18 protein-coding genes are annotated in these 21,755 nt (G+C 73.9%); 6 read left to right on the top strand and 12 right to left on the bottom strand.

The genetic code is table 11. The features are described 5' to 3' along the window. Position 1 precedes the first annotated feature (1 nt). Genes ACIQOE_RS25635 through ACIQOE_RS25615 form a run of 5 tightly spaced genes read right to left on the bottom strand, consistent with a single transcriptional unit; the run spans position 2 to position 4,479 of the window. Positions 2 to 445 carry a GPW/gp25 family protein gene (locus ACIQOE_RS25635; RefSeq protein ID WP_351316899.1) on the bottom strand — a complete coding sequence of 148 codons (444 nt, stop codon included), beginning with the start codon at positions 443 to 445 and terminating at the stop codon, positions 2 to 4. A gap of 40 nt (positions 446 to 485) precedes the next feature. After that, positions 486 to 2,393 carry a VgrG-related protein gene (locus tag ACIQOE_RS25630; RefSeq protein ID WP_362640078.1) on the bottom strand — a complete coding sequence of 636 codons (1,908 nt, stop codon included), beginning with the start codon at positions 2,391 to 2,393 and terminating at the stop codon, positions 486 to 488. Further along, a complete protein-coding gene (locus tag ACIQOE_RS25625; protein ID WP_351316893.1) occupies positions 2,393 to 3,115 on the bottom strand; it encodes a LysM peptidoglycan-binding domain-containing protein in 723 nt (240 codons plus the stop codon). Before ACIQOE_RS25625 ends, ACIQOE_RS25630 begins: the two co-directional genes overlap by 1 nt. Before the next feature lie 41 nt (positions 3,116 to 3,156). Continuing rightward, entirely contained in the window at positions 3,157 to 3,579 is a 423-nt protein-coding gene (locus ACIQOE_RS25620; protein ID WP_093500599.1) for a phage tail protein, read from the bottom strand. Between the two features lie 39 nt (positions 3,580 to 3,618). After that, on the bottom strand, positions 3,619 to 4,479 hold the full coding sequence (locus ACIQOE_RS25615) for an extensin (RefSeq protein WP_401413940.1): 861 nt from the start codon (positions 4,477 to 4,479) through the stop codon (positions 3,619 to 3,621). A gap of 1,345 nt (positions 4,480 to 5,824) precedes the next feature. Between ACIQOE_RS25615 and ACIQOE_RS25610 the strand changes: the two genes are divergently transcribed. Together ACIQOE_RS25610 and ACIQOE_RS25605 are read left to right on the top strand one after the other, a co-directional pair. Further along, positions 5,825 to 6,127, top strand: coding sequence for a hypothetical protein (locus ACIQOE_RS25610; protein ID WP_401413938.1), 303 nt, complete (start codon positions 5,825 to 5,827; stop codon positions 6,125 to 6,127). Positions 6,128 to 6,352: 225 nt separating this feature from the next. Continuing rightward, on the top strand, positions 6,353 to 6,985 hold the full coding sequence (locus ACIQOE_RS25605) for a hypothetical protein (RefSeq protein ID WP_401413936.1): 633 nt from the start codon (positions 6,353 to 6,355) through the stop codon (positions 6,983 to 6,985). 152 nt (positions 6,986 to 7,137) lie between these two features. Here the strand turns inward: ACIQOE_RS25605 and ACIQOE_RS25600 are convergent, their stop codons facing one another. The 4 genes from ACIQOE_RS25600 to ACIQOE_RS25585 form a co-directional block, all read right to left on the bottom strand. Then, positions 7,138 to 7,305 (bottom strand): DUF6760 family protein, encoded by a 168-nt coding sequence (locus tag ACIQOE_RS25600; RefSeq protein WP_351316879.1) that lies wholly within the window; start codon positions 7,303 to 7,305, stop codon positions 7,138 to 7,140. Then, a complete protein-coding gene (locus tag ACIQOE_RS25595) occupies positions 7,302 to 7,787 on the bottom strand; it encodes a hypothetical protein (RefSeq protein ID WP_351316876.1) in 486 nt (161 codons plus the stop codon). The genes ACIQOE_RS25600 and ACIQOE_RS25595 overlap by 4 nt, the downstream gene beginning before the upstream one ends. Beyond that, the gene (locus tag ACIQOE_RS25590) at positions 7,787 to 8,230 is read right to left on the bottom strand and encodes a phage tail protein (protein ID WP_189262970.1); all 444 of its coding nucleotides are present in this window, start codon (positions 8,228 to 8,230) and stop codon (positions 7,787 to 7,789) included. The genes ACIQOE_RS25595 and ACIQOE_RS25590 overlap by 1 nt, the downstream gene beginning before the upstream one ends. 62 nt (positions 8,231 to 8,292) lie before the next feature. Next, a complete protein-coding gene (locus ACIQOE_RS25585) occupies positions 8,293 to 9,876 on the bottom strand; it encodes a phage tail sheath subtilisin-like domain-containing protein (RefSeq protein WP_401413933.1) in 1,584 nt (527 codons plus the stop codon). Between the two features lie 255 nt (positions 9,877 to 10,131). Between ACIQOE_RS25585 and ACIQOE_RS25580 the strand changes: the two genes are divergently transcribed. From ACIQOE_RS25580 to ACIQOE_RS25570, 3 genes are all read left to right on the top strand, one after another. Then, a complete protein-coding gene (locus tag ACIQOE_RS25580; RefSeq protein WP_401413931.1) occupies positions 10,132 to 12,225 on the top strand; it encodes a DUF4157 domain-containing protein in 2,094 nt (697 codons plus the stop codon). Between the two features lie 108 nt (positions 12,226 to 12,333). After that, on the top strand, positions 12,334 to 13,776 hold the full coding sequence (locus tag ACIQOE_RS25575; RefSeq protein WP_365560862.1) for a hydrolase: 1,443 nt from the start codon (positions 12,334 to 12,336) through the stop codon (positions 13,774 to 13,776). Next, positions 13,773 to 15,212 carry an RICIN domain-containing protein gene (locus tag ACIQOE_RS25570; RefSeq protein WP_365560864.1) on the top strand — a complete coding sequence of 480 codons (1,440 nt, stop codon included), beginning with the start codon at positions 13,773 to 13,775 and terminating at the stop codon, positions 15,210 to 15,212. Before ACIQOE_RS25575 ends, ACIQOE_RS25570 begins: the two co-directional genes overlap by 4 nt. Positions 15,213 to 15,227: 15 nt before the next feature. Here ACIQOE_RS25570 and ACIQOE_RS25565 read toward each other — a convergent pair whose 3' ends face one another. The 3 genes from ACIQOE_RS25565 to ACIQOE_RS25555 form a co-directional block, all read right to left on the bottom strand. Further along, positions 15,228 to 17,192 carry an ATP-binding protein gene (locus ACIQOE_RS25565; protein ID WP_365560866.1) on the bottom strand — a complete coding sequence of 655 codons (1,965 nt, stop codon included), beginning with the start codon at positions 17,190 to 17,192 and terminating at the stop codon, positions 15,228 to 15,230. Beyond that, positions 17,189 to 17,848: a DUF4255 domain-containing protein gene (locus ACIQOE_RS25560; RefSeq protein WP_351316859.1), complete on the bottom strand. Its 660-nt coding sequence runs from the start codon at positions 17,846 to 17,848 to the stop codon at positions 17,189 to 17,191. The genes ACIQOE_RS25565 and ACIQOE_RS25560 overlap by 4 nt, the downstream gene beginning before the upstream one ends. A 126-nt stretch (positions 17,849 to 17,974) precedes the next feature. Then, on the bottom strand, positions 17,975 to 18,625 hold the full coding sequence (locus ACIQOE_RS25555; protein ID WP_351316856.1) for a response regulator transcription factor: 651 nt from the start codon (positions 18,623 to 18,625) through the stop codon (positions 17,975 to 17,977). A 383-nt stretch (positions 18,626 to 19,008) separates the two neighbouring features. Here ACIQOE_RS25555 and ACIQOE_RS25550 point away from each other — a divergent pair, with 383 nt between their 5' ends. After that, positions 19,009 to 21,741 (top strand): LuxR C-terminal-related transcriptional regulator, encoded by a 2,733-nt coding sequence (locus ACIQOE_RS25550; protein ID WP_401413928.1) that lies wholly within the window; start codon positions 19,009 to 19,011, stop codon positions 21,739 to 21,741. Positions 21,742 to 21,755 lie beyond the last annotated feature (14 nt).

Here is a 21,755-nt window from a genome sequence, read left to right as displayed (position 1 = left end):
ATCAGCGGTCGCTTTCGGAGGAGTCCGGGAAGGAGGGAGGCAGGTCCGGCTCGTCGTGGGAGGGAATGACGTAGAAGGGGAACACCAGGCTGCGCGGGTTGTTGGTGCCGCGGATCGAGTACCGGACGTCGATCATCAGCACGCTCGGGTCGGCGCCGGTGGAGACCTCCACGTCCTCGACCTCGATCCGCGGCTCCCAGCGGTCGAGGCTGACGTGCACCTCGTGCTGGATACGGCCCGCGGTCTGCTCGTTGACGGGCGCGAAGACGAGGTCGTGGATGGCGCAGCCGAACTCCGGCCGCATCGGGCGCTCCCCGGGAGCCGTGGACAGGATGAGACGGATGGCCTCCTCCACCTCCTTCTCGCCGCTGACCAGGGCGATGCCGCCGGTGGGCCCGATACGCAACGGGAACGACCAGCCGGAGCCGACGAACTGCTCTGCCATCAGCCCCGCACCCGCCTCTCCGGGAGAACCGCACGCCCGCTCATGCCGGGATCACCATCACGGTCAGGCCGCCCATCATCAGGTTGCCGAGCACCGGCACCTCGGGCGCCTGGATGGCGACCGTGGCCATCGAGCTGATCGCGACGGCCGCGTTGCCGCGCAGCGACAGCGCCGCGTTCGCCATCAGGTTCACGGCGGCGGCGTTCACGGACACCGCGCCCGCGGGACTCTTGATGTCGACGAGTTCCGCGCTCTGCAGGGACAGCGGGCCGCCGCTCCTGATGCTGAGCGCGCCGGCCGCCTTCAGGGACAGGTTGGCGCCCGCCTCCACCGACACCGACCTGCTGCCCTTGATGGAGACGCTGCCCTTGCTGTCCACGGTGATCTCGGTCTTCTGGCGGTCCAGGAAGACGGTCAGCCTGTCGTCGCCGCTGGCCAGCCGGACGCCCTGTTTGCGGCCCCGCTGGTCGAGCAGGTCCATGCGGTTGCCGACCCGGTCGGAGACGGTGTGCCGGGTGGCCCGGCCGCGCATGCCGTCGTGCAGCGGCACGTCCTTGACCCGGGTCGGCTTGTCCTTGCCGTTGTAGAGGCCGCCGATGACGTACGCGTGGTCCAGGGCACCCCGGTCGAAGGCGACGAGCACCTCGTCCCCGACGTCCATCGGGAACACCCCGCCGCCGCGCACCCCGCCCCACTGCATGGTCCGGGTCCAGTCGCTGACGTAGGTGTCGTCCAGCCACGGGAACTTGAGCTTCACCCGCCCCTGCTGGAGCGGGTCCTGCACGTCGGTGACGAGGGCCTGCGCCACGCTGGGCTGCCGGTCGCCGCCGGAATCCCCGCCGCCGGAGGCGACGCCGTACAGCGACCGCCACTGCCGGCCGCTGACCGTCACCCAGGTCTCGTAGTGCTTGGCGTCCCCGAAGACGTGCCGGACCGAGGTGACCGTGTACTTCCCCTCGAAGGGGTCGCCGACGTCCGCGAGCGCCACCGGAACCCCGGGCCGCAGCTTCGGATTGCCCCGCACGACGACCTCCACCTCGGCGAACGTCGAGGTGACGTCGTCGGAGAGGGCGTCGGCCGCGAACTTCACCTCGGACTGCTTGTCGTACGGCGTGCGCGTCTCGACCAGCTTCGTCGTCTTGAACTCGCCGGCCGCCGCGCCCGGCGTGGTGCCGATGCTGTAGCCGGTGTTGGTGGCGGGGGTCACGGTCGCCGTCAGCGTCTTCTTCGTCCGCACGTCCCAGCCGCGCGACTCGACCTTGTTGACCTGGTCGGAGGCGGTGACCGCGGTGCGCAGCCGCAGGATGTCGTGCCCGGCCTCCAGCACGAACGGGCTCTTGTCGCCGTCGGTCTGCGGCGACGGCGCACCCGAGGCGCTCTTCTGCTTCACGAACTGGAACTTGCCGTCCGCGTCGACCGACATGACCATCTCGTTCTCGTCGGCGAGCCGCGCCAGGAAGTCCCAGTCGGTGACGTTCGACTGGGAGATGAACTCGTAGACGGTCTTGGTGGCCTGGATCCGCCCGACCGGCACCCCGTCCTGCGCGGCCAGCTTGCGCGCGATGTCGGAGGCGGTCTGGTTGCGGTAGGCGACGACACGGCGCTGCCGCATCAGCCGGAACCCGTAGTCGTAGCCCCGGACCACCGCGTAGCTGCCGGTGCCGTCGTACTCGGCCTCCATCCCGGTGACCTCGCCGGTCAGCAGCGGGTCGCCGGTGCCCTGGCCGTCGGAGACCGGCGTGATCACCACCGGGGTGCCGAACTGGACGCCCAGCTTGCCCAGCAGCTTGCGGGACGGGTCGCGGAAGGTCAGCTGGAAGGCGGCGGGCACGCCGACGCCCTGGTCCACGTGGGCGTCGACCAGATACCGCCCGTACTCGGAGGTGGCGGTCAGCTCCTTGCCGCCGATGACGACCTTGACGACGTTCGAGAAAGCGTGCTTCACCATCAGGACCGCACCTCCTCGGCGGCGGGCAGTACCAGTTCCGTCCCCGTGGGCAGCCACCCCGGGTCGTCGATCCCGTTGGCGTCCGCGATCGCCCGCCAGGCGGCCGCGTTGCCGTACTCCCGCCAGGCCAGCGACTGCAGCGAGTCGCCGGCGACGACCCGGTGCACGCGCTGCGCGGTGAGCGCGCCGGACGTCGGGTTCTGGCCGGCGGTCTTGCTCGGGATCTCGTGCAGCTGGAGTCGGCAGCTGGCCCGGATCGGCATCCCGCTGGTCCCGAACAGGGAGTAGGAGACGTCGACGGAGGCGACGTACGCCGTGAAGTGGGCGGTCGAGAACGACCCCCACTGGAACACCACCCACGGCGGTGACGGCTGCTTGGCGGCGATGCTCTTGCTGGTGACCTCGCAGCAGGCCAGCAGCGACTCCACCTTCTTCATCACGTCGTTGCTGTCCGGGTCGTCGGATCGGTCCAGGAAGATCTCCACGCTCATCTGGCGCGGGTGGGTGCCGAGGAACTCCGGTAGCGCGCCGTCCCGTTCGATCGGCGCCGCCGACGCCTTCCAGTCCGCCCGGCGGCCGATCGACAGCTCCGCCGGGTTGAACTCGAAGCCGAACGTCTTGATGATGCCCCCCGGGCTGGTGCTGGTGCCCACGGGCGGCTCGTGAATCGCGAGGGTGGCCCGCACGAGGCTCTTGCCGGCGCCCCGGCTGCTCCTGGCCATGATCTGGTCTGCCTCTCAGTCCGCTCGGTCGGCGTCGTCGCTCAGTCGGTGAAGCCGTGGTGGGCGATCTCCAGGACCTCCGTGGCCACGGACGGGTTGCCCGCGTCCAGGGAGGGCCCCTGCCAGCTCACCGGCAGCACGTCGAGGAGCCCCCACCGGGCCACCTCGGAGCCGTCCGCGCGCAGCGCCGTGATCTGCCCGGTGGGCCGCTCGATTCCCGTCTGCACGGACGAGATCCACTTCGCGACCTTCGAGGTGTCCGGGGTGAGCGGGCGGGTGAGCCGGATGTGGGAGAAAGTGACGCGGGTCGGCAGCTGCCACACGAACCCGTTGTTGCCGCCCTCCTGCCGCTGCTCGATCTCCACCTGCGACGACAGCCCCTCGCACCCGTTGAAGTAACCGAGGTCCTCGCCGTCGATGGAGAGGCTGAACCAGACTGTGGTTCCCGGGTCCTGGCGGTCCATCGGGGGCCTTTCTGTGGGGTGGGTGCGCGGTCGTCGTGGTCAGGAGCGGAAGTCGCGGAGCTTTCCGACGCGTTCGCGGTCGCGGCGGAGTTCGGTGCGGACGTGCCGGGTGATCCGGTCGATGATCCGGTGCACCAGGGCGTCCACCTGGTACTCGGTGAGGGCGCGCGGGTCGAAGCCGCCCTCCGCGACCGCCGAGTATCCGGGCGGCGGCTCGTCCGGGCCCGAGCCCGAGCCGGAAGAGGAGTACGACGGCGGCGGCTCGCCGGGCGGCGGCGGCTGCCGCTCGGCCCGGATCACGGGCGCCTTGGGCGGGACGGCGGTGACCGGCACGTCCTTCACCGTGGTCGTGGCGAGGGCGTCGCGCTGGACGGTGGGACGGCCCGTGGGGGCGACGGGAAGCGGTGCGGTCGCGGAGATCGGGGCGGTGGGCCGCAGCGGTACGGGCTCACCGGGCGTGGTGGCGGCGGTGCTCGGCCTGACGGGCAGGGCGGCGGCGGGGGCCACCGCACGCTGCACGAAAGGGAACCGGGCGGCGGCGGCCGGTCCGGCGCCAGCTGTCCCGGCGGCAGCCGTTCCGGCGGTCGCGGGAAGGGCGGGCCGCGGACGGTGCTGCGCGAACGGCGGGGTGGCACCGGGGAGCGGGGCGCCGGGAGCGGCCGGAGCGGTCGCGGCGCGCTGGACGAACGGAGGGAGCGCCGAGGGAGCCGTCGCGGCCGGAGCGGGCCGCATCGATGCCGGCGGTGTCGCCGGGGCCGCGGTGGAGAGGACGGGCGTGGGTCCGGCCGCCGGTGCCGGCAGATCCGGCGCGGCGGCTCGCGGTCCCTGCCGGGACGCCTCGGACGCCGGACGCGGGACGGTGGCCGGACCGCTCGACGCCTTCCGCTGCACGGGCGGCACGGAGGCACCGCGACCGGTGCGCCTCGCGGGAGCCGGGCTCGCGGCCGGGCCCGCGACGGGAGCACCGAGACCGAGGCGGGGCGCGGCGGGAGCGGGTATTGCGGCGCGCTGCACGGGCACGGAGGCGGTGGCTCGCTGCACGGGAACGGAGGCGGAGGCGGAGGACGGGGCCTGGGCCCCGGCCGGAGTCGAGGGTGCCGCAGACGGTGACGGCGCGGCGGGACGGGACGGGGTGGGGGAACCGGTGGACGGGGCGGTGGAGGAGCCGGTGGACGGCGCGGCGGACGGCGCCGCACCCGGCTCGCTCGGTCGCGGCGGGGCCTGGGGCTCGGCGCCCGAGGGAGCCGAAGGGGCCGAGGCGGACGAAGGAACCGAGGGGGCAGAAGCGGCGGCGGAGGCGGAAGGGGTGGCAGGCGCCGAAGAGGTGGCGGGGGTGGACGGAGCGGCGGGAGCGGAAGGCGCGGCGGGCAGGGACGGTGCGGAGGTCACCGTGGGCTTGTCCGTCGTCCGCGCACGCTGCACGGTCGGCCCCTCGCCCGTCCTGCCGCCGCCCGTCGGAGCGGAAGCGCGGCCCGGACCCGCCACGGGGGCGCCGAGGCCCGCTCGCGGGCGCCGGGGAGCCGGTGCGGTGGGCAGGGACGGAGTCGATGTGCCGGCCGGGGCAGCCCGGCCGGGCTCCGATGCCGGAACAGGCCGGCCGGGCTCGGGTGTCGGGGCCGGTCCGGCAGTCGGTGCCGGGCCGCCGGCGGCCGCGCTCTCGGCCACCCGGCGCTGTACCGGCGCCTCACGGCCACCGCTCGCGGCCGGGGAGTGCGTGGGCCGCCCGCTCGACGGCGCGACGGGAGACGCGGCCGGGGGCGCGGCCGGAGACAGGGGTCCTGCGGTGGTGGTGTCGGGGGCGCTGCCGGTCGTGGGCAGCGGGGCCGAACTCCCCGCCGTACGACCGCTTTCCGGAGCCGGGGTCCGCGGTGCGGACGGGCCCGGGGCGGTGGCGCGCTGCACCGGAGGCCGCGTCCCGGCGCCGGACGTGCCGGAAGGCCCGCCGCGGTCCGGGGACACGGCGGACGGCGAGGGCCGCGAAGGCGGAGGCGAGGACGGGGGCGTGGCGGACGTACGCGAGGGTGTCGTCGCGGGAGAAGTCCTGGGTGAAGCGGGGGAGGCGGCTGAGGCGGGAGAAGCCGGTGCGGCGGGCTGCGTGGATGCCGGGGCCGGGGCCGGAACCGGGGAAGCCGACGTGGACCGCTGGACGACGGGCGGGGCCGGGGAGGCCGACGCGGAGCGCTGAACGGCGGGCGGGGCCGGGGCCGCTGTCGGTGCGGTGGTGGCGTCGGGGGCGGGCGGGGCGGTGACCGGGGTCGCAGGGGCGCCGGCGGGCGGGGGCGACGGGTGGCCGGAGTCGGACGGTACCGGCTCCCCGGCACCGTCCGCCGCCCCGCCGCCGGTCCGGCCGCCCTCGCTCGCCGGTGTCCTGGGCGCCGACGGCAGCGTCCGCCGCTGCACGGCCGTCACCGGCAGGCCCGCCGGGGCATGCGTCAGCGCGCTGCGGCGCGGCTGTACGGCAGGTGCGGCGGTGACCCGCGGACCGGTGGCCGGAGCCGGTGCGACCGGAGTCGGCTGCGGCGCCCACGCCACCGGCACCGCGGGCTGAACGACCGCCGCCGGGGCGACCGAGCGCTGGACGGCGGCCACGGCACGCCGTCCTTCCGCCGGGCTCGTCCGGGCGGACGCGGCCGAGGAAGCGGGCCCAGTCGCGGAGGCGCGCGAAGCCGACGGCGTCGCCGCGGCCCGCGGGGCCGGAGAAGCCGACGGTGCCGGGGAATTCGGCGCGGCCGGTGAAACCGAGGACGCCGGAGACGCCGCAGAGACCGGCGCGGTGGGCGCAGCCGTCGCCGCCGACGCCGTCGTGGACGGGGGTGAGGCCTGGGCCGACGGCACCGGCGGGACGCTCCCGCCGCTCCGTGCCGGCGGTGCCGCCGCCGTCCGCGCGACCGGGGCGGCGTTCTGCCCTCCCGGCGACGGCACCCGCTGCACCGCCGGGGCCCGCTGCACCACCGGACCGGACGGACGGGCCGGACCGGCGGAACCGGCCGACGCGACCGGCCGGTTCGGCGCGGCCGGGCCCGCCGTGCCCGCGGTCCCGGCGGAACGCGCAACGGCACCCGGACCACTGCTCCCGGCGGGCGTCGCCGACGGCGTCCGCACCTCCCGCAGCGGCACCACCGGCACCGACGACGGCCGGCCGGCGGCCGGACCCGTCGTTCCCAAAGGGCCCGCCTGGTCGGCGGGTCCCGCCAACGGCAGGCGCTGGACCGGGCGTTCCAGGCCGGACACGGCCCGCGCGCCCGTCGGTCCCGTGCCGCCGCCGCTCGCCAGGGCGGCACTCGACGCGCCGTCCAGGACCGCGTGCGACCGCGTGCCCATGAACGAGGGGTTCTGCCAGGTCGGCAGCCGGCCGCCGAACCCCGAGTCCGCGACCGGCCCGCCCGACGTGCCGAGGGCACGCTGAATGGGCGGCAGCCCGGACCAGGCCGCCGCCACCACGGGCCGAGGCGCCGCCACGGGACGCGGCGCCTCGACGGCCGCCCCGGTGACCGCCTCGGCGGCGGTCCCGGAGCCGGCGGGCCCGCGCCCGCGCATCCGATCCCACAACCCCACTACTCAGCCCTCCGCTCCTGCGGAGGCCGCCCTGGTCACCAGAGACGCGATCTCCGCCGTGTAGCGGCGGCGGTCGGCGTGCTCCAGGTCCAGGATGTCCTCCAGGCTCCAGTGGAAGTGGTAGGCGACGTACGCGATCTCCTCGTGCAGCCGGTCGGTCGCGTACGTCACGATTCCCCCAGGCGGCTCCCGCCGAGTTCCACCTCGAAGGGCTCCGAACAGTGCGGGCAGTTGACCGCGGCCCGGGTGTGGCCCTCCGCGTTGATCTGCCGGTAGAAGTCCTGCAGGAACGCCAGGTCGGAGGCGAACATGTTCTCCACCACCCCGTCGTGGACGAAGGCGAGCGTCCCGAGCCGGGTGATGACCCGGCCGAGCAGCACCACCGACAGGAACGCCGGGTTCTCCTGGACGCGCACGTCCCGCAGCGGGATCAGTTCGTCCCGCGCCGTCGACAGGCGCATCACGCCGTCCCGGTGGACCGTGCCCTGCTCGTCGACGTACCCGCGGGGCAGCTGGAACGGGAACTCCGTGCGCAGCACCTCGACGGGTGACTCCGGTTGCCGGTCCACCTGCTGCTGAGGGGCCAGGGGCGCCGGCTCCTCCGGTGCGAGCGGCGCGCCCACGCCCTGGGCCCTGACAGCCGAACGCCTCATTACTCGATGACCAGTTCTTCGAACGTGATGGTCACCGTCTCGGTCAGCGCGGCGGCCTCGCCCGCCTTGACCGTGCTGGTGTCGATCTTGCTGCACCAGGCGTTGCGCAGGTTGTAGCGCTTCACCGGGTTGTTCTCGAAGTCCATCATGATGATGGAGGCGTTCTTGCGGGCCGTGGCCATCTGACCGTTGATCGACTCGTTGATCCACTGGGTGAACGACGAGGACTGGGTCATACCGCGGACGACCGTGCAGGTGCCGTTCTTCTTCACGCCCGGCAGGTTGCGGACGTGGTTCTTCCCGTCCGGCGTGTTCTGCTGGTAGGTGATGACGTCCTGCTCCATCGTCATGCCGCTGACCTCGGCGAGGTACTCGACCATCACGCCGTCGATCTGCAGGCCGAAATTGTGCGATGTGAGGGCGTCACCCGGCTGGAGACTCATGTGTTACTGCCCGTTCTTCTCAAGATTCCTGGAAAACAAGGGGGTTGGGACCCTGGGGTCCGCTACTCCTGGAGCTCGCCGCTGCCGCTGGAGAACTGGGCGAGGCGGAAGATCACGAACTCGGCGGGCTTGACCGGCGCGATGCCGATCTCGCAGATCACCCGGCCGACGTCGACGGACTCCGGCGGGTTGGTCTCCTCGTCGCACTTGACGTAGTACGCCTCCTCGGGCCGCTGCCCGAACAGGGCGCCGCTGCGCCATTCGTTGACCAGGAACGCGGAGATGTTGCGCCGGATACGGGCCCAGAGGTTGTGGTCGTTGGGCTCGAAGACCACCCACTGGGTGCCGATCAGGATCGACTCCTCCAGGTAGTTGAAGTACCGGCGGATGTTCAGGTAGCGCCAGGCCGGGTCGGAGGACAGCGTGCGCGCGCCCCAGATGCGGATGCCCCGGCCCGGGAAGGCGCGGATGCAGTTGACGCCGATCGGGTTCAGCAGGTCCTGCTCACCGCGGGTGATCTGGAGCTCCAGGTCGACCGCGCCGCGGATCACCTCGTTGGCGGGGGCCTTGTGGACACCGCGCTCGGCGTCGTTGCGGGCCCAGACGCCGGACACGTGACCGGACGGCGGGATCAGCCGCGACTGGCCGGAGGCCGGGTCGAAGGTCTTGATCCAGGGGTAGTAGAGGGCCGCGTACTTGGAGTCGTAGCCGGCCGTCTCCTGGCGCCAGACGCGGATCTGGCGGGCGTTGAGGCCGGGCGGCGGGTCGATGACCGCGACCCGGTCGCCCATCAGCTCGCAGTGCGCGATCAGGCCGAGCTGGACGGCCTTGACGGCCTCCAGGTCGATCGCGCCGCGCTGGTAGGCGGCCATCAGGTCGGGCACGGCCACCATGGACACCTCGTCGACGGCCTCCAGGCCGCCGAAGCCGGTGCGGTCGGCCGAGTCGCCGAGGTACTGGGCGGGGCCGGGGTGGGAGCCGGCGTCCGCGACGGGGGACGCGGACGGCGAGGACGGGGCGGGGGCCGCGAGGGCCACCGTCTGGTTGTCCGGACGGACCAGCTGCGCGGCGGGCGCGGCCTCGGTCACGGTGATGAGCTTGGAGCGCTCCTTGACCTGCGTGACGACGTAGTTGCGGCCGCCCTTCTTCGCGGTCACGTCGAAGGTCTCGACGGCCTTGCCGCCGTCCTTGACGACCAGCTTGAAGCGTTCGGCGGGGCCTTCGCCCTCCGGGTCGGAGACCTCGACGCTCAGGTCGCCGGAGGCCAGCGCGCTCACCGTGAAGGTGCCCAGCTGCTTGGCCTCGCCGGGCGGCAGCGCGGCCGGTGCGGCGCCGGCGCCGACGGCGGCGGGCGCGTCGGCGGTGCCGTCGGCGCCTTCCCGGGTGCCGCCGACACGGACGACGTAGGCCGCCGTGCCGCCGTTGTTGAAGAAGCCGTAGACGGAGTGCGCGAGGTAGTACCCGTCGGTGAACTCACCGAAGGACGCGACGTACTGCGTCCAGTTGGTCACCAGCGTCGGCTCGTTCAGCGGACCGGTCGGGGCCAGGCCCACGAAGGCCGCCACCGACGTGCCCACCCCCTCGATGGGGCGCGAGCCGCTGGCCACCTCCTCGACGTAGACGCCGGGCGACAGGTAGGACGGCATGCTCTGCTCTCCTCGGGGTACGAGACAGGAACGTTCCCACCCTCACGCGCGAAGCGCGTGTCCCGAAACGTCCTCCGGTGCCTGTTCGCGGGCAACGTCGTTGCCCGCAAGGGCAGGCCGGGCCGCCCGGCCGCCTCCTCGCCCCCTCCGCGTGCCCGTGTTCCTGTCCCCGCGGCCCTTCCGGCGTCCGGCCGGTGCCGGGTACGGAGGGAAGAGGCCCGTGCCGACGGGCCGCCGACCGAACGGGGACCGGGTATGCGCACCGAAGCAGAGAACCGCTCGACCGCCGAACGGACCGGCGAACGCGTCCGCCCGCCGGTCCGTCCCGCCGCCACGCCTCCGCCGCTGGCCGCGCTCCAGGGGGCCGCGGGGAACGCCGCGGTGACCCGGGCGATCCAGCGCGCCCGGCAGGACGCCGGGCCGGAGGGACAGGCCGCCGAGGCAGCCTTACCCGGTCACCGGCCGACGTCGGTCGCGGACGCGGTCGGCTCGCCCGGCGCACCGCTGGAGCCCCGCATCCTGCAACGCGCCGAGAGCGCCTACGGCATGGACTTCGGCCATGTGCGGGTCCACAGCGGGCCGGTCGCGCAGCGGTCGGCCGAGGAGCTGGGGGCGCGGGCCTACACCACCGGCCCGCACATCGTGCTCGGCGGGAGCCGCGTCGCCGACGAGGTGATGTACGAGGAGGTCGACCACGTCCGCCAGCAGGCGCTGGGCCCGGTGCCCGGCACGGCCAACGGCAGGGGCGAGAAGGTCTCCAGTCCGGACGACCCGTTCGAGCGGAGCGCCGGCTCCAACGGCCGCAAGCTGGCCGGGGGCGCGGCACCCGACCTGGCGCTGCCCGGCTTTGCCGCGCCGCCCGCCGGTGCGGTGCAGCGCAGCCCCGTCGAGGGCGTCCCCGTCCAGCGGGCGGACGCGGACCGGCCCGGTCCCGTGGCCACGGCCGAGCACCCGGAGCCCGGTTCGCCCAGGACCTCGTCCGGGGCGTCGACCCCGCCGTCGGCCGGGATCCCGGCCATCGCCCAGCTGGCCCGGCTCATCGTCGGCGGCGCCGACGTGATCAGGAACAAGCAGGTGCGCAGCGTCCTGCACCGGCGGGTGCGCGGCGGCCCGGCGTTCACCACGCAGGAGCTGGCGGCGATCGCGGCGGTCGAGGCCGAGGATCCCAAGTGGCTGAAGACCGTGGGCATCGGCACCCGCGCCGAGGCCGAGGCCTACATCAAGGCGGGCGACTTCAGCAGCTGGCTCCAGCAGCCCGAGGGCAAGCGGCTGCTCATCGCGACCCTGCGCTGGCAGCAGCACGTCGGCGACCGTGCGGAGGGCAAGCCGGCGGCCAAGGCCGGCCGGCCGGACTACCAGATGGGCCGTCACATGGCCATGCACGCCGCGGAGACCCCGCAGGACGAGAAGGAGCAGCTGAAGGGCGAGCGGGACGACCAGATCTTCCAGACCTTCGTGAAGACCCTGCTGCCGCCCGGCATCACCGACGACGTGCCGGACGCGGCGAAGCACAAGGCACGCGTGGCGCGCGGCACCGATCTGCTGACCAAGATCTTCCTGATCCTCAAGGAGGGGCTGAAGGTCTTCAACCCGGAGACGAAGGTCCATGAGGACTTCGAGGACGACGTGGCCTTCGCCCTGGCCTTCGGCGGGCGCGTCAACATCCGCATCCCGCAGCTGGCCGACGGCCAGCACGGCTACGAGCTGCCCCAGTGGCTCCACATCACCAAGGAGGACCGGAACTTCTGGCAGCCGAAGTCGACGCCCGAGGACCCGGTGTACCGGCGGGCGTTCGGGACGCACCACATGGAGATCGGCGACAACCAGAAGGACGGCACGCGGGGTTCCTTCGTGGAGAAGGGCGAGCTCGGCGCCACCTTCAAGAACACGGTCGATCCGCACACCCACCTCTACGGCCTGCCGCTGGCCATCGGAGGCATGGGAAATCTCGACTACCACGGCGACACCATCCTTCCGAACGAGTCCTACGGGCATGTGTTCATGGGCTACAAGCCCCCGACCGACAAGCGCGACGGCGCCCTCCAGGTCGGCATCGAGACCGCGGGACCCGGCGGCCGGACCCCGGACGGCTACGCACACGGTGTGACCAGCAGTGAGAGCAGGAACAACCCGGTGAGCCAGGTCGGCGGCCACAAGGACGACAAGCTCGGTGCCAACGCGCCGCTCAGCGCGAGCCAGCGCTACGTCGACCTGAAGGACTTCGGCAACTGGGTGCAGCGGCTGAACGAGATGGACGCGACCTGGCGTGAGGAGTTCGGCAAGGCCGGGACCCACGCCGAGAAGGCGGCCCTGTACCGGGACCTGATCGGCACGCGCTCCGCCTCGTAGACCGGTGGCGCGCGGGCGTCCGCAGGGGCAACGGGTCCGGTCCCTGCGGCGCCACGGTCTGCCCCGCGGTCCGCTGTGCCGGCTTCGCGCACCGCATAGCGTCGGCGCGTGAGCCTGTGGACTTCCCTGGAACCCGCCTCCGCGACCGTCGACCCCGGGTCCGAGACCCGCGTCCGCCTGCGATTGCGGAACACGGGTGACGTGGTCGACGAGTACCACTTCGAACCGGTGGGACCGGTGTCCCCGTGGACGACGGTCGAGCCCCGGACGCTGCGCCTCTACCCGGGGACCACCGGCACGGTCGAGCTGACCTTCGCCCCGCCCCGCACCTCCGACGCCACGGCCGGACCCAATCCGTACGCCGTGCGCATCACGCCCACGGAGCACCCCGAGGCCGTCACCGTCCCCGAGGGCAACCTCACCATCACGCCCTTCACCGAGCTGCGCGCGGAACTGGTCCCGCCGACGGTCAAGGGCCGCTTCCGGGGCCGCCCGAAGCTCGCCATCGACAACCTCGGCAACACCAAGCTCACCGCCTCGGTCGGCGGGAACGACAACGGCGACCAGCTGGTGTACGACATCCACCCGAGCAACGTGCAGATCGAGCCGGGCCGGGCCGCCTTCGTGAAGGCCACGCTCAAGCCGCGGCGGATCATCTGGTTCGGACCGAAGGAGCAGCGGCCGTACCGGCTCGTCGTGCAGCGGTCGGGCGTCACGCCGGAGCCCGTGGACGGCACGTACATCCAGCGCGGTTTCCTGCCCCGCTGGCTGGCCACGCTGTTCGGCACCCTGCTGGCCCTCGCCATCACCTTCGCGCTGATCTGGTTCAACTACAAGCCGCAGGTCAAGAGCCTGGCCGAGGAGCAGATCCAGGAGGCCGGGGTCAGTTCGATCGCGCCCAGCCCCTCGGCCACCCCGACGCCGCCGCCGGCGCCCAGCGTCACGGCCGCCGCCCCGCCCGCCGCGCCGGACGCCGGGAGCGGCGGCAACGGCGGCGGAGGGGGAGGCGGCGGGGGTGGCGGCGGCGCGACGGCCACCGTGACCGCCAAGCCCAAGCAGGACACCGCGGCGACCGCGGTGAACCGGCTCGCCGCCGACGACCCGTCGGGACGGCACATCTGCTACCGCGCCTTCGTCCGGGGCAGCGGCTGGCAGAAGCCCGTCTGCGACGGCACCATGGCCGGCACGGTCGGCAAGAACGTGCCGATCAAGGCCATCAACATCGCGGTGTACGGCGTCCAGGGCTCCGCCGCCAACGCCTTCGTCTACGACCCGCAGTCCACCAGCGGCCAGGGCAAGTGGAAGCCGAACTGGACGGCGATCGTCCCGGACGGCAAGGACAACTACATCGGCAGCACGAAGGCGGCCGACCCCTACATCGAGGGCTTCGCCTTCAACGTCGGCAACGGGCAGGGCTGCAACTACGCGAAGGTCCGCGACCACGACTGGGGCGACCAGTGGTGCAAGGGCGCCCGCCCCGACCTCGACTTCGTCGGCACCCTCGACAACACGCTGTGGCTCGAGGCCTTCAAGCTGACGGTGACCCCATGACCCTGTGGACCTCCCTGGAGCCCGCCTCCGCGACCGTCGACCCCGGGTCCTCGACCCGCGTCCGCCTGCGGCTGCGGAACACGGGCGACGTCGTCGACGAGTACCACTTCGAACCGGTCGGCCCCGTCTCCCCCTGGACCACGGTCGAACCCCGGACACTGCGCCTCTACCCGGGCACCACCGGCACGGTCGAGCTGACCTTCGCCCCGCCCCGCACCTCCGACGCCACGGCCGGACCCAATCCGTACGCCGTGCGCATCACCCCCACCGAACACCCCGAGGCCGTCACCGTCCCCGAGGGCAACCTCACCGTCACGCCCTTCACCGAGGTACGGGCCGAGCTGGTCCCGCCGACGGTCAAGGGCCGCTTCCGGGGCCGCCCGAAGCTGGCCATCGACAACCTCGGCAACACCAAGCTCACCGCCTCGGTCGGCGGCAGCGACCACGGCGACCAGCTCTCCTACGACCTGCACCCCAGCAACGTGCAGATCGAACCGGGCCGGGCCGCCTTCGTGAAGGCCACGCTCAAGCCGCGGCGGATCATCTGGTTCGGGCCCAAGGAGCAGCGGCCCTACGTGCTCACGGTGCAGCGGTCGGGCGTCAATCCACAGCCTGTGGACGGCACGTACATCCAGCGGGGCTTCCTGCCCCGCTGGATCGCCACCCTCTTCGGCAGCCTGCTGGCCCTCGCCATCACCTTCGCGCTGATCTGGTTCGCCTACAAGCCGCAGGTCAGGAGCCTGGCCCGGGAGGAGGTCCAGGAGGCGGGCGTCAGCTCGATCGCGCCGAGCCCCACCGCCAGCGCGCCCCTGGCCGCCCCGCCGCCGCCCTCGCCGACCCCGGTCGAGCAGCCGACCCACGAGGAGAACACCTCGGGCGGCCAGTCCGGCGGGGGCGGCGGGCAGGCCCAGCCGTCGCCGAAGGAGACGAAGAAGAAGGCCCCGAAGCCCGTCGTACCGGCGTACAACGTCCTGCTGCGGAACACGACGACCAAGAAGTGCGTGGACATCCCCGGCTACGAGAAGGGGACCAGCGACGGCCCGGTGCGGGAGTTCACCTGCAACGAGACCACCGCGGACAACCAGCTGTGGAACCTGGAGGTGCGCTACCCGAAGGGCGGTCCCGGCTCCGCCGCGCTCTTCCAGATGCGCAACGTCAAGGACCAGCTGTGCATGGACCTGCCCGGCAACGGCTCCGCGCGGCTGTCCGCGCCGATCACCGAGTTCAAGTGCGACGGCACCAAGGCCGACAACCAGCTCTGGTGGATCGACAAGCAGCCGGGCGGCGCCTACTGGATCCGCAACTTCGCCAGCGACAACCTCTGCCTGGACGTGGCCGGCTACAGCACCGGCGTCAACGACACGAACCTGACGCTGTACTACTGCTCGCGCACCGACGACCAGGAATGGCTGATCGTCCACCCGTCGAAGGACTAGGGCCTGCCTGACGGTTCACCAGGTGCCCGGCACCAGGCGGCCCGCCTTGCGGTACTCGCGGCGGGCGCCTTCCAGCAGGTCCGCCGCCGTGACCGGTTCGCCGGACCCGGCGGCCAGGTAGGCGGCGGTGACCACGGCGCTGCGGATGGCGCCGCCGGCCAGCTCGAAGTCGCGGGCCAGCGGGCCGAGTTCGATGTCCGGCTCGCTCGGCACGTGCACCAGCCCGTGCCGCCACAGCGCCAGCCGCTGCTCCTCCTCCGGGAACGGGAAGTCGATCACCAGGTCCAGGCGGCGGGTGAAGGCCTCGTCGATGTTGGCGCGCAGGTTCGTGGTGAGCAGCGCGATGCCGTCGAAGGCCTCCAGGCGCTGCAGGAGGTAGGCGGACTCCAGATTGGCGTACCGGTCGTGGGCGTCCTTGACCTCGGAGCGCTTGCCGAAGACGGCGTCCGCCTCGTCGAAGAGGAGCACGGCGTCGGTGCGGTCGGCCTCGGTGAAGATGCGCTCCAGGTTCTTCTCGGTCTCGCCGACGTACTTGTCGACGACCGAGGAGAGCTGCACGACGTAGAGGTCCAGGCCGAGTTCGGCGGCCACCACCTCCGCGGACAGGGTCTTGCCGGTGCCCGAGTCCCCCGCGAACAGCCCGAGGACGCCACGGCCCCGGCCGCCGCCGGCGCTCAGCCGCCAGTCGCCGAGGACCCGGTCGCGGTGGCGGGCCCGCAGGGCCAGTTCGCGCAGCTCGGTCAGCGGGCGTTCCGGCAGCACCAGGTCCCGCCAGTCGACGGCGGGCCGGATCCGGCGGGCGTGCTGTTCGAGCCCGGACGCCGACTGCTGGCGGGCGGCCAGCCGCAGGTGTCCGGCGGTCAGCTCGGTGCCGTCGAAGGCGGCGAGCGCCTGCGCGGCCCGGGCCGCGCGGACGAGCCGGTCGCCCGCCAGGTGGTACGGGGCGACGGTGGCCGCGAGGTCGAAGCCCGAGGTGCCGGGCAGCACGGCGGCCCAGGTGTCGGCGGCCACCGCGCGCCGGGACGGCACCTCAAGGACGAGCGGGTCGCCCCGGTCGCACCACTGCGGGTCGTAGGGGTGCGGGCTGGTGACCAGCACGGTGACGTCGGTGGCCCGGTGCAGCTCCGCCACGAGGGCACGGGGCTGGACCGCGTCCACGAGTACGGCACGGCCGGTGAGACGGGCCTCCCGGAGCAGTTCCGGGACGTGCGCCTCGGGGCCGGTGTAGTGCAGCACCTCCGTGCCGGCCAGCCGCAGCGCGGCCGTCGCACAGCCGAGGCCCTCGCCCTCCCGGCGTTCCCGCAGGTATCCGAGGAGCGGCCCGGCGGCGATCCGTCCGGCCAGCCGCCGCACGAACTCCTCGTCCTCCCCGGCACCGGATCCGCCGTCGTACGACGGGGTCCGCAGGTGTCCGGCCAGGACCGGGTCCGGGGTGTCGTCGCCGAGGAGGTGGGACAGCACCCGGTCGGGGACGCGCAGCGAGCGGCTGAGGAAGGGGCGTTCGGGCTCCTCGACGGCGAGCAGGCCGAGCGCGGTGAGCGGGGCGGCCGGGTGGAAGCGGGCGCGGGCCTCGGCGAGGTGGGCGGGGACGCCGAACAGGTCGAGGGCGAGGGCGACGGTGGCGCGGCGGCGGCCGACGTCGTCGTTGAGGTAGCCGTACAGCGGCTCGAAGGTGCGGTCCAGGTCCGGGGCGAGCGCGATGAGCAGGACCGTGGTGTCGAGCGGGCCGAGCCCGAGGCGGGCGGCGAGGTCGGCGAGCCGGTCGCCGGTCTCCGCGTCCAGGTCCGGGAGGTCGGCCGGTGCCGTCGGCCGCAGCAGGTGCCGTACCGCCTCGTCGGAGAGGTAGAGGCCGCGCAGCGGGTCGCCGGCCGTCGGGTCGTCGGCCGAACGGTGGGCGACGAGGGCGGCGGCCCGGTCCCGCAGCCCGGCCAGCCGGGCGAGCAGCGGTGCGGCCGGCGCCAGGGAGACGTCGAGGGTCACGCCCGGTTCCCCCGGGCGGCCTTGGCCTGGGCGATCTGGGCGGGACGGTGGCCTCGCTCCTCCAGGACCGGTGCGTCCTCCTCCAGTCCGGCGCGGACGCGGACCGAGGCGCCCTCGGTGACCGGCGGGCCGGCGTCGTACTCGGGGTAGGCGGGGAAAGGTGCCGTGATGACGACGTCCAGGGAGGGCTTCAGCTCACCGCCGAGCGCGGACCAGATCTCGGCCAGGGAACGGGCCTCGGTCTGGATTCCGGCCACCGAGAGCGCCACCGTCAGTCCCAGCCGGCGCAGCGAGGGCGGCAGTTCGTCGGGGTGGATCAGCTCCCTCGGGATCAGGGTCGCCAGCACGGCGCTGATCAGCCGGTGTTCGTCCTCGGGCCGCTTGGTCCACGCCGTGACCAGGTAGGACAGCCGGAACCAGCGGGGCGGCTGGCGGCGCTTGACGACGACGTCCCGGTCGTCGCGGATGTCGACGTGCCCGCGCTGACGGCGTTTCACGTCCTCGCGGATGTCGTACAGATAGCTGTTGATCACCGGGCCGTTGCGGCGGGCCGCCCAGTCACGGGTGGGGGCGTCGAAGGAGATCTCGATGCCGGAACCCTCCAGCGCACCGCCGGTCAGCATGTTCCGCAGTACCTGGTCCACCTCGTGGATCACGCCGTACTCACCACCCCATGGACCTGTCCGCACTCATGTCCCATCCTGCCCTCCGGCCCCGCCGCGCCCGCAGGAACGGCCGGGCACACCACGTTGCCCGGGAACCGGTGCGTGCTGCCCCTTCGGTCAGATGTAGCCTTCCCGGAGGGCATGGGCCACGGCGTGTGCCCGGTTGCGCAGGTGCAGCCGGGTCGTCAGCCCGTGCATGACGTTCTTGACGGTGCGCTCGGAGTAGGACAGCTTGCTGGCGATCTCACCGGTGTCGAGGCCCTCGGCGACCAGTCGCAGTACGTCCACCTCGCGGGCGGACAGCCCGGAGGCCGGGGCGCCCGGACGGCCCGCGGCGTTACGGTGCAAGGTGCCGACCTGGTTGATCAGCCGGCCGAGCAGGTCGGCCGGCAGGTCGCCGTCGCCGCGCGCGGACGCGAGCACGGCCTGCACCAGGCGCAGTTCGGTGGCCTCGTGCCGCCAGACGATGGCGCCGACCCCGCACTCGATGACGTCGAGCAGTTCGGTCTCGCGCAGGGCCCCGACCACGAGCACCGCCCGTGCGCCCTCGCTGCGCACGACCCTGCGCAGCCTGGTCAGTTCGGGTTCGCCGAGGCCGTCGCTGATGAGCAGGGCCACCGTGCCGGGGCCGGTCTCGGACTCCTCGCGCAGCTCGATCTCCGGGTGCCGGCGCAGCTGGCTGAGCGCACCCTCACGGGAGATCGGGTCCGGTGCGTACACCGCGACGGGCGTACGGGTGACCGACGCCGGTGAGCTGTTGCTGGCCAACCGCTTCCCCTATGTCCACGTGCCCGTCACCCCTGAGGGAACGGTGACGGGCGGGAGTACCCAGCCTGAGGGGACCAAAGGGGCAACGGCAATCGTGGACGACCACGAGATGGACCACGAGATACGGGGTGGCTTCGTACCGTGGTCCACCGCGGGCCGGTGGGGGTTGCTCGCGCAGTTCCCCGCGCCCCTTCCGGGGCGCGGGGAACTGCGCGAACGGCCACGACGCACCCGCGGCCAACCACGGTCCGGGACGACCCGATTGTGCCGACCCGGCAACAAAACCGCCGCCCGCCAGGGCTCCCCCGAACCTGTCCCGCTGCCGCCGCCTCTAACCCCACGGGCGACGCCCGAACCCGCCAGCGCACCGCGAGGAGCCAGGAATGATGCAATCTTCCCCTGAACTCGTCGACGCCATGCACCTGTTGACCGGCGAAGCCGCCCGCACCCGGTCCGGGGCCGGCCGCCTCGTGCTGCTGCGGGGCGCCACCGGGACCGGCCGCACCACCGTCCTGGAGGCCGTCGCCGGGCAGGCCCCCGCCCTCGGCCTGCGGACGCTGCACGCCCGCTGCTCGCCCGCCGACACCGGCATATCCTTCGCCACCGTCCTGCAACTCCTCGGCCCGGTGCCGGAGTTCGCGGACCTCGCGGTGGACGGCGACGAGCGGGCGACCGCCGCGGGACTGTGGCGGGTGCTGCGCGCCTACGCCGAGGACTCGCCGCTGCTCGTCGCCGTGGACGACGTGCACCTCGCGGACGGCCCCTCCCGCCGCTGGCTCGTGGAGTCCGCCCGCCACATAGACCGCTTACCCATCCTCCTGGTCGTCGGCGAACGCAGCCAGTACGACCTGGACCCGCCCGCCCCCGGCTTCGCCCACACCCTTCCGCCGGCCCTCGTGCGCACCCACACCCTGGCCCCGCTCACCCCGGAGGCCGCGGCCGGCCGGGTCCGCGACGCCTTCCCCGGCGCGGACCGGACCTGGGTCGAGGACTGCGTGCGGGCCGCCGCCGGCAGTCCGCTGCTCCTGCGCGCCCTGCTGGACGACCTCCGCGAGGCCCGGCACCCCGCGGTGCCCACCGCCACCGCCGCGCTGTACCCGGGCGCCTACCCGGGCGCCGTGCGCTGGTGGCTGGACAGTGCGGGGCCGGCCACCACCGAGGTGGCCCGTGCCCTCGCCGTCCTGGAGGAGAACACCGGTGCCGTGCTGCCCGACATCGACATCACGCCGCTGCTCGCCGAGCTGACCGGCGCCGATCCGACGCGGGTGGCCGGGTGGCTCACCGCCATGACCAACCTCGGGCTGCTCACCCCCGGCCCCGACTGCCGTCCGCGCTACCCGCATCCGCTGCTGCGCGACGCCGTCCTCGCCGGTGTGCCCGCGGCCCGCCGCCGGGCCGTGCACCGGGGGGTCGCCGAGGCGATGCTCCGTCACGACGCGCCCGCCGAGACGGTGGCCCGGCAGCTGCTCGCGACCGGACCGGTGACCGCGCCCTGGGCGGTGTCCCTGCTCCAGGACGCCGCCGCGCTCGCCCTGTTCGACGGCCGCGCCGAGGACGCGGTCGGCTACCTGCGCCGGGCCCTGGACGAACCCCTGTCCGACGACCGAAGGCAGCGGCTGCTGACCGAGCTGGGCTCGCTGGAGTACGCCGCGCCGCGCTCCTCCGCGGCGATCCCGCGGCTCGCCGAGGCGGTCCGGCTGCCCGCACCCCCGCAGGACCGGGTCCGGGCGGCCGTCGCCCTCGGCACCGCGCTCACCGGCCGGGGCCGCACCCGCAGGGCCGTCGAGGTGCTGCGGTCCGTGGACGGCGAACTGAACGACCACCCCGACCTGGTGCGCACCCTGCACACCGCCACCGTCCTCCTGTCCGACCAGGACCAGGAGATCCGGCAGGAGGTCTACCGCAGGCTGTCCGAGACCGCCGAGCACTCCCCCGAGCTGGTCGGCTCCGCCGGGCAGGCCCTGCTGGTGCGGCACGCGGCCTCCGCGGGCCTCGTCTCCGCCCGGGACGCCATGCGGCGGCTGCGCGCGCTGCTCGCCGAACCCACCGACCCGCTCACCGAGCCGTTCCTGGTCGGTACCGCGGCGACGGTCGCCCAGTGGGCCGACGAACTCGACGAGGCCGCCCGGCTGGTGGACCGCGGCCTGGCCGGACAGCGCCCCGACCTGCTGCACCCCATGCACCAGGCCCTGATCAACAGCCGCTGGGACATCGCCGCGGCCCGCGCCGACTTCACGGACCCGGTGGCCGCGCCGGAGACGGTCACACCCGGCAACGCCCACGCGCACATCCTGGTCGCGCTGGTGGAGACCGGCCGTACCGCGCAGGCCGCGGAGCTGGTGGCCGGCCTCGACCTGCGGGAGGCGGCCGACTCCTGGGAGCTGAACCGGTACCTCTACGCCCGGGGAGTGGTGCGGGCCGCCGACGGCGATCCGGCGGCGGCGCTGCACGACTTCCTGGAGTGCGGCCGCCGCCAGTCGGCCCGTGACGTCCACAGCCCGGTGGTCACCCCCTGGCGGACGGCCGCCGCCGAGTGCCGGCTGGCCCTGGGCCGTCCCCTCGAAGCCATCGCGCTGGCCGAGGAGGAACTGCGGCTGGCCCGGATCTGGGACACCCCGCGCACGGTGGGCCGGGCCCTGCGCGTCCTCGGCACCGCGACCGGCGGCCGCCGGGGGCTCGAACTCGCCGAGGAGGCCGTGGCGGTGCTGCGCGGCGGCGGGCCCGCCGGTACCGAACCGGCCCGCGCGCTGCTCGCGCTGGGCCGCCAGCTGACCGCCGCGGGCGAGGCCGCGCGGGCCCGGGACCGTCTGCGGGAGGCCGTGGAACACGCCGAACGGCTCGGTGCCCTGCGGCTGGCGGAGCTGGCCGAGGAACTGCTGCGCAAGGGCGGCGCGCGCTCCCCCCGGCGCCGGACCGGCGCCGGCTCCCTGACCGGCAGCGAGCGCCGGATCGCCGAACTCGCCGCCGAGGGACGCACCAACGTGGAGATCGCGGCACTGCTCCACCTGGCCCGCCGTACCGTCGAGACCCATCTCACGCACACGTACAAGAAGCTGGGCATCCGCCGCCGGGCGGACCTGCGCCCGGCACTGGAGCAGGGCGCCCGGCGCGGGTAGCGGCCGCGGCCGGG

It is taken from the genome of Streptomyces sp. NPDC091282 (assembly GCF_044757385.1).
GTDB lineage: Bacteria > Actinomycetota > Actinomycetes > Streptomycetales > Streptomycetaceae > Streptomyces > Streptomyces gramineus.
Note: the sequence above shows the minus strand (reverse complement) of the source record. Positions and strands in the feature narration are given on the sequence as shown.

Bases quoted from the DNA above. Each gene is read 5' to 3' on its own strand.
- ACIQOE_RS25635 (WP_351316899.1), bottom strand. From the start codon at position 445: ATGGCAGAGCAGTTCGTCGGCTCCGGCTGGTCGTTCCCGTTGCGTATC.
- ACIQOE_RS25630 (WP_362640078.1), bottom strand. From the start codon at position 2,393: ATGGTGAAGCACGCTTTCTCGAACGTCGTCAAGGTCGTCATCGGCGGC.
- ACIQOE_RS25625 (WP_351316893.1), bottom strand. From the start codon at position 3,115: ATGGCCAGGAGCAGCCGGGGCGCCGGCAAGAGCCTCGTGCGGGCCACC.
- ACIQOE_RS25620 (WP_093500599.1), bottom strand. From the start codon at position 3,579: ATGGACCGCCAGGACCCGGGAACCACAGTCTGGTTCAGCCTCTCCATC.
- ACIQOE_RS25595 (WP_351316876.1), bottom strand. From the start codon at position 7,787: ATGAGGCGTTCGGCTGTCAGGGCCCAGGGCGTGGGCGCGCCGCTCGCA.
- ACIQOE_RS25590 (WP_189262970.1), bottom strand. From the start codon at position 8,230: ATGAGTCTCCAGCCGGGTGACGCCCTCACATCGCACAATTTCGGCCTG.
- ACIQOE_RS25585 (WP_401413933.1), bottom strand. From the start codon at position 9,876: ATGCCGTCCTACCTGTCGCCCGGCGTCTACGTCGAGGAGGTGGCCAGC.
- ACIQOE_RS25580 (WP_401413931.1), top strand. From the start codon at position 10,132: ATGCGCACCGAAGCAGAGAACCGCTCGACCGCCGAACGGACCGGCGAA.
- ACIQOE_RS25570 (WP_365560864.1), top strand. From the start codon at position 13,773: ATGACCCTGTGGACCTCCCTGGAGCCCGCCTCCGCGACCGTCGACCCC.
- ACIQOE_RS25550 (WP_401413928.1), top strand. From the start codon at position 19,009: ATGATGCAATCTTCCCCTGAACTCGTCGACGCCATGCACCTGTTGACC.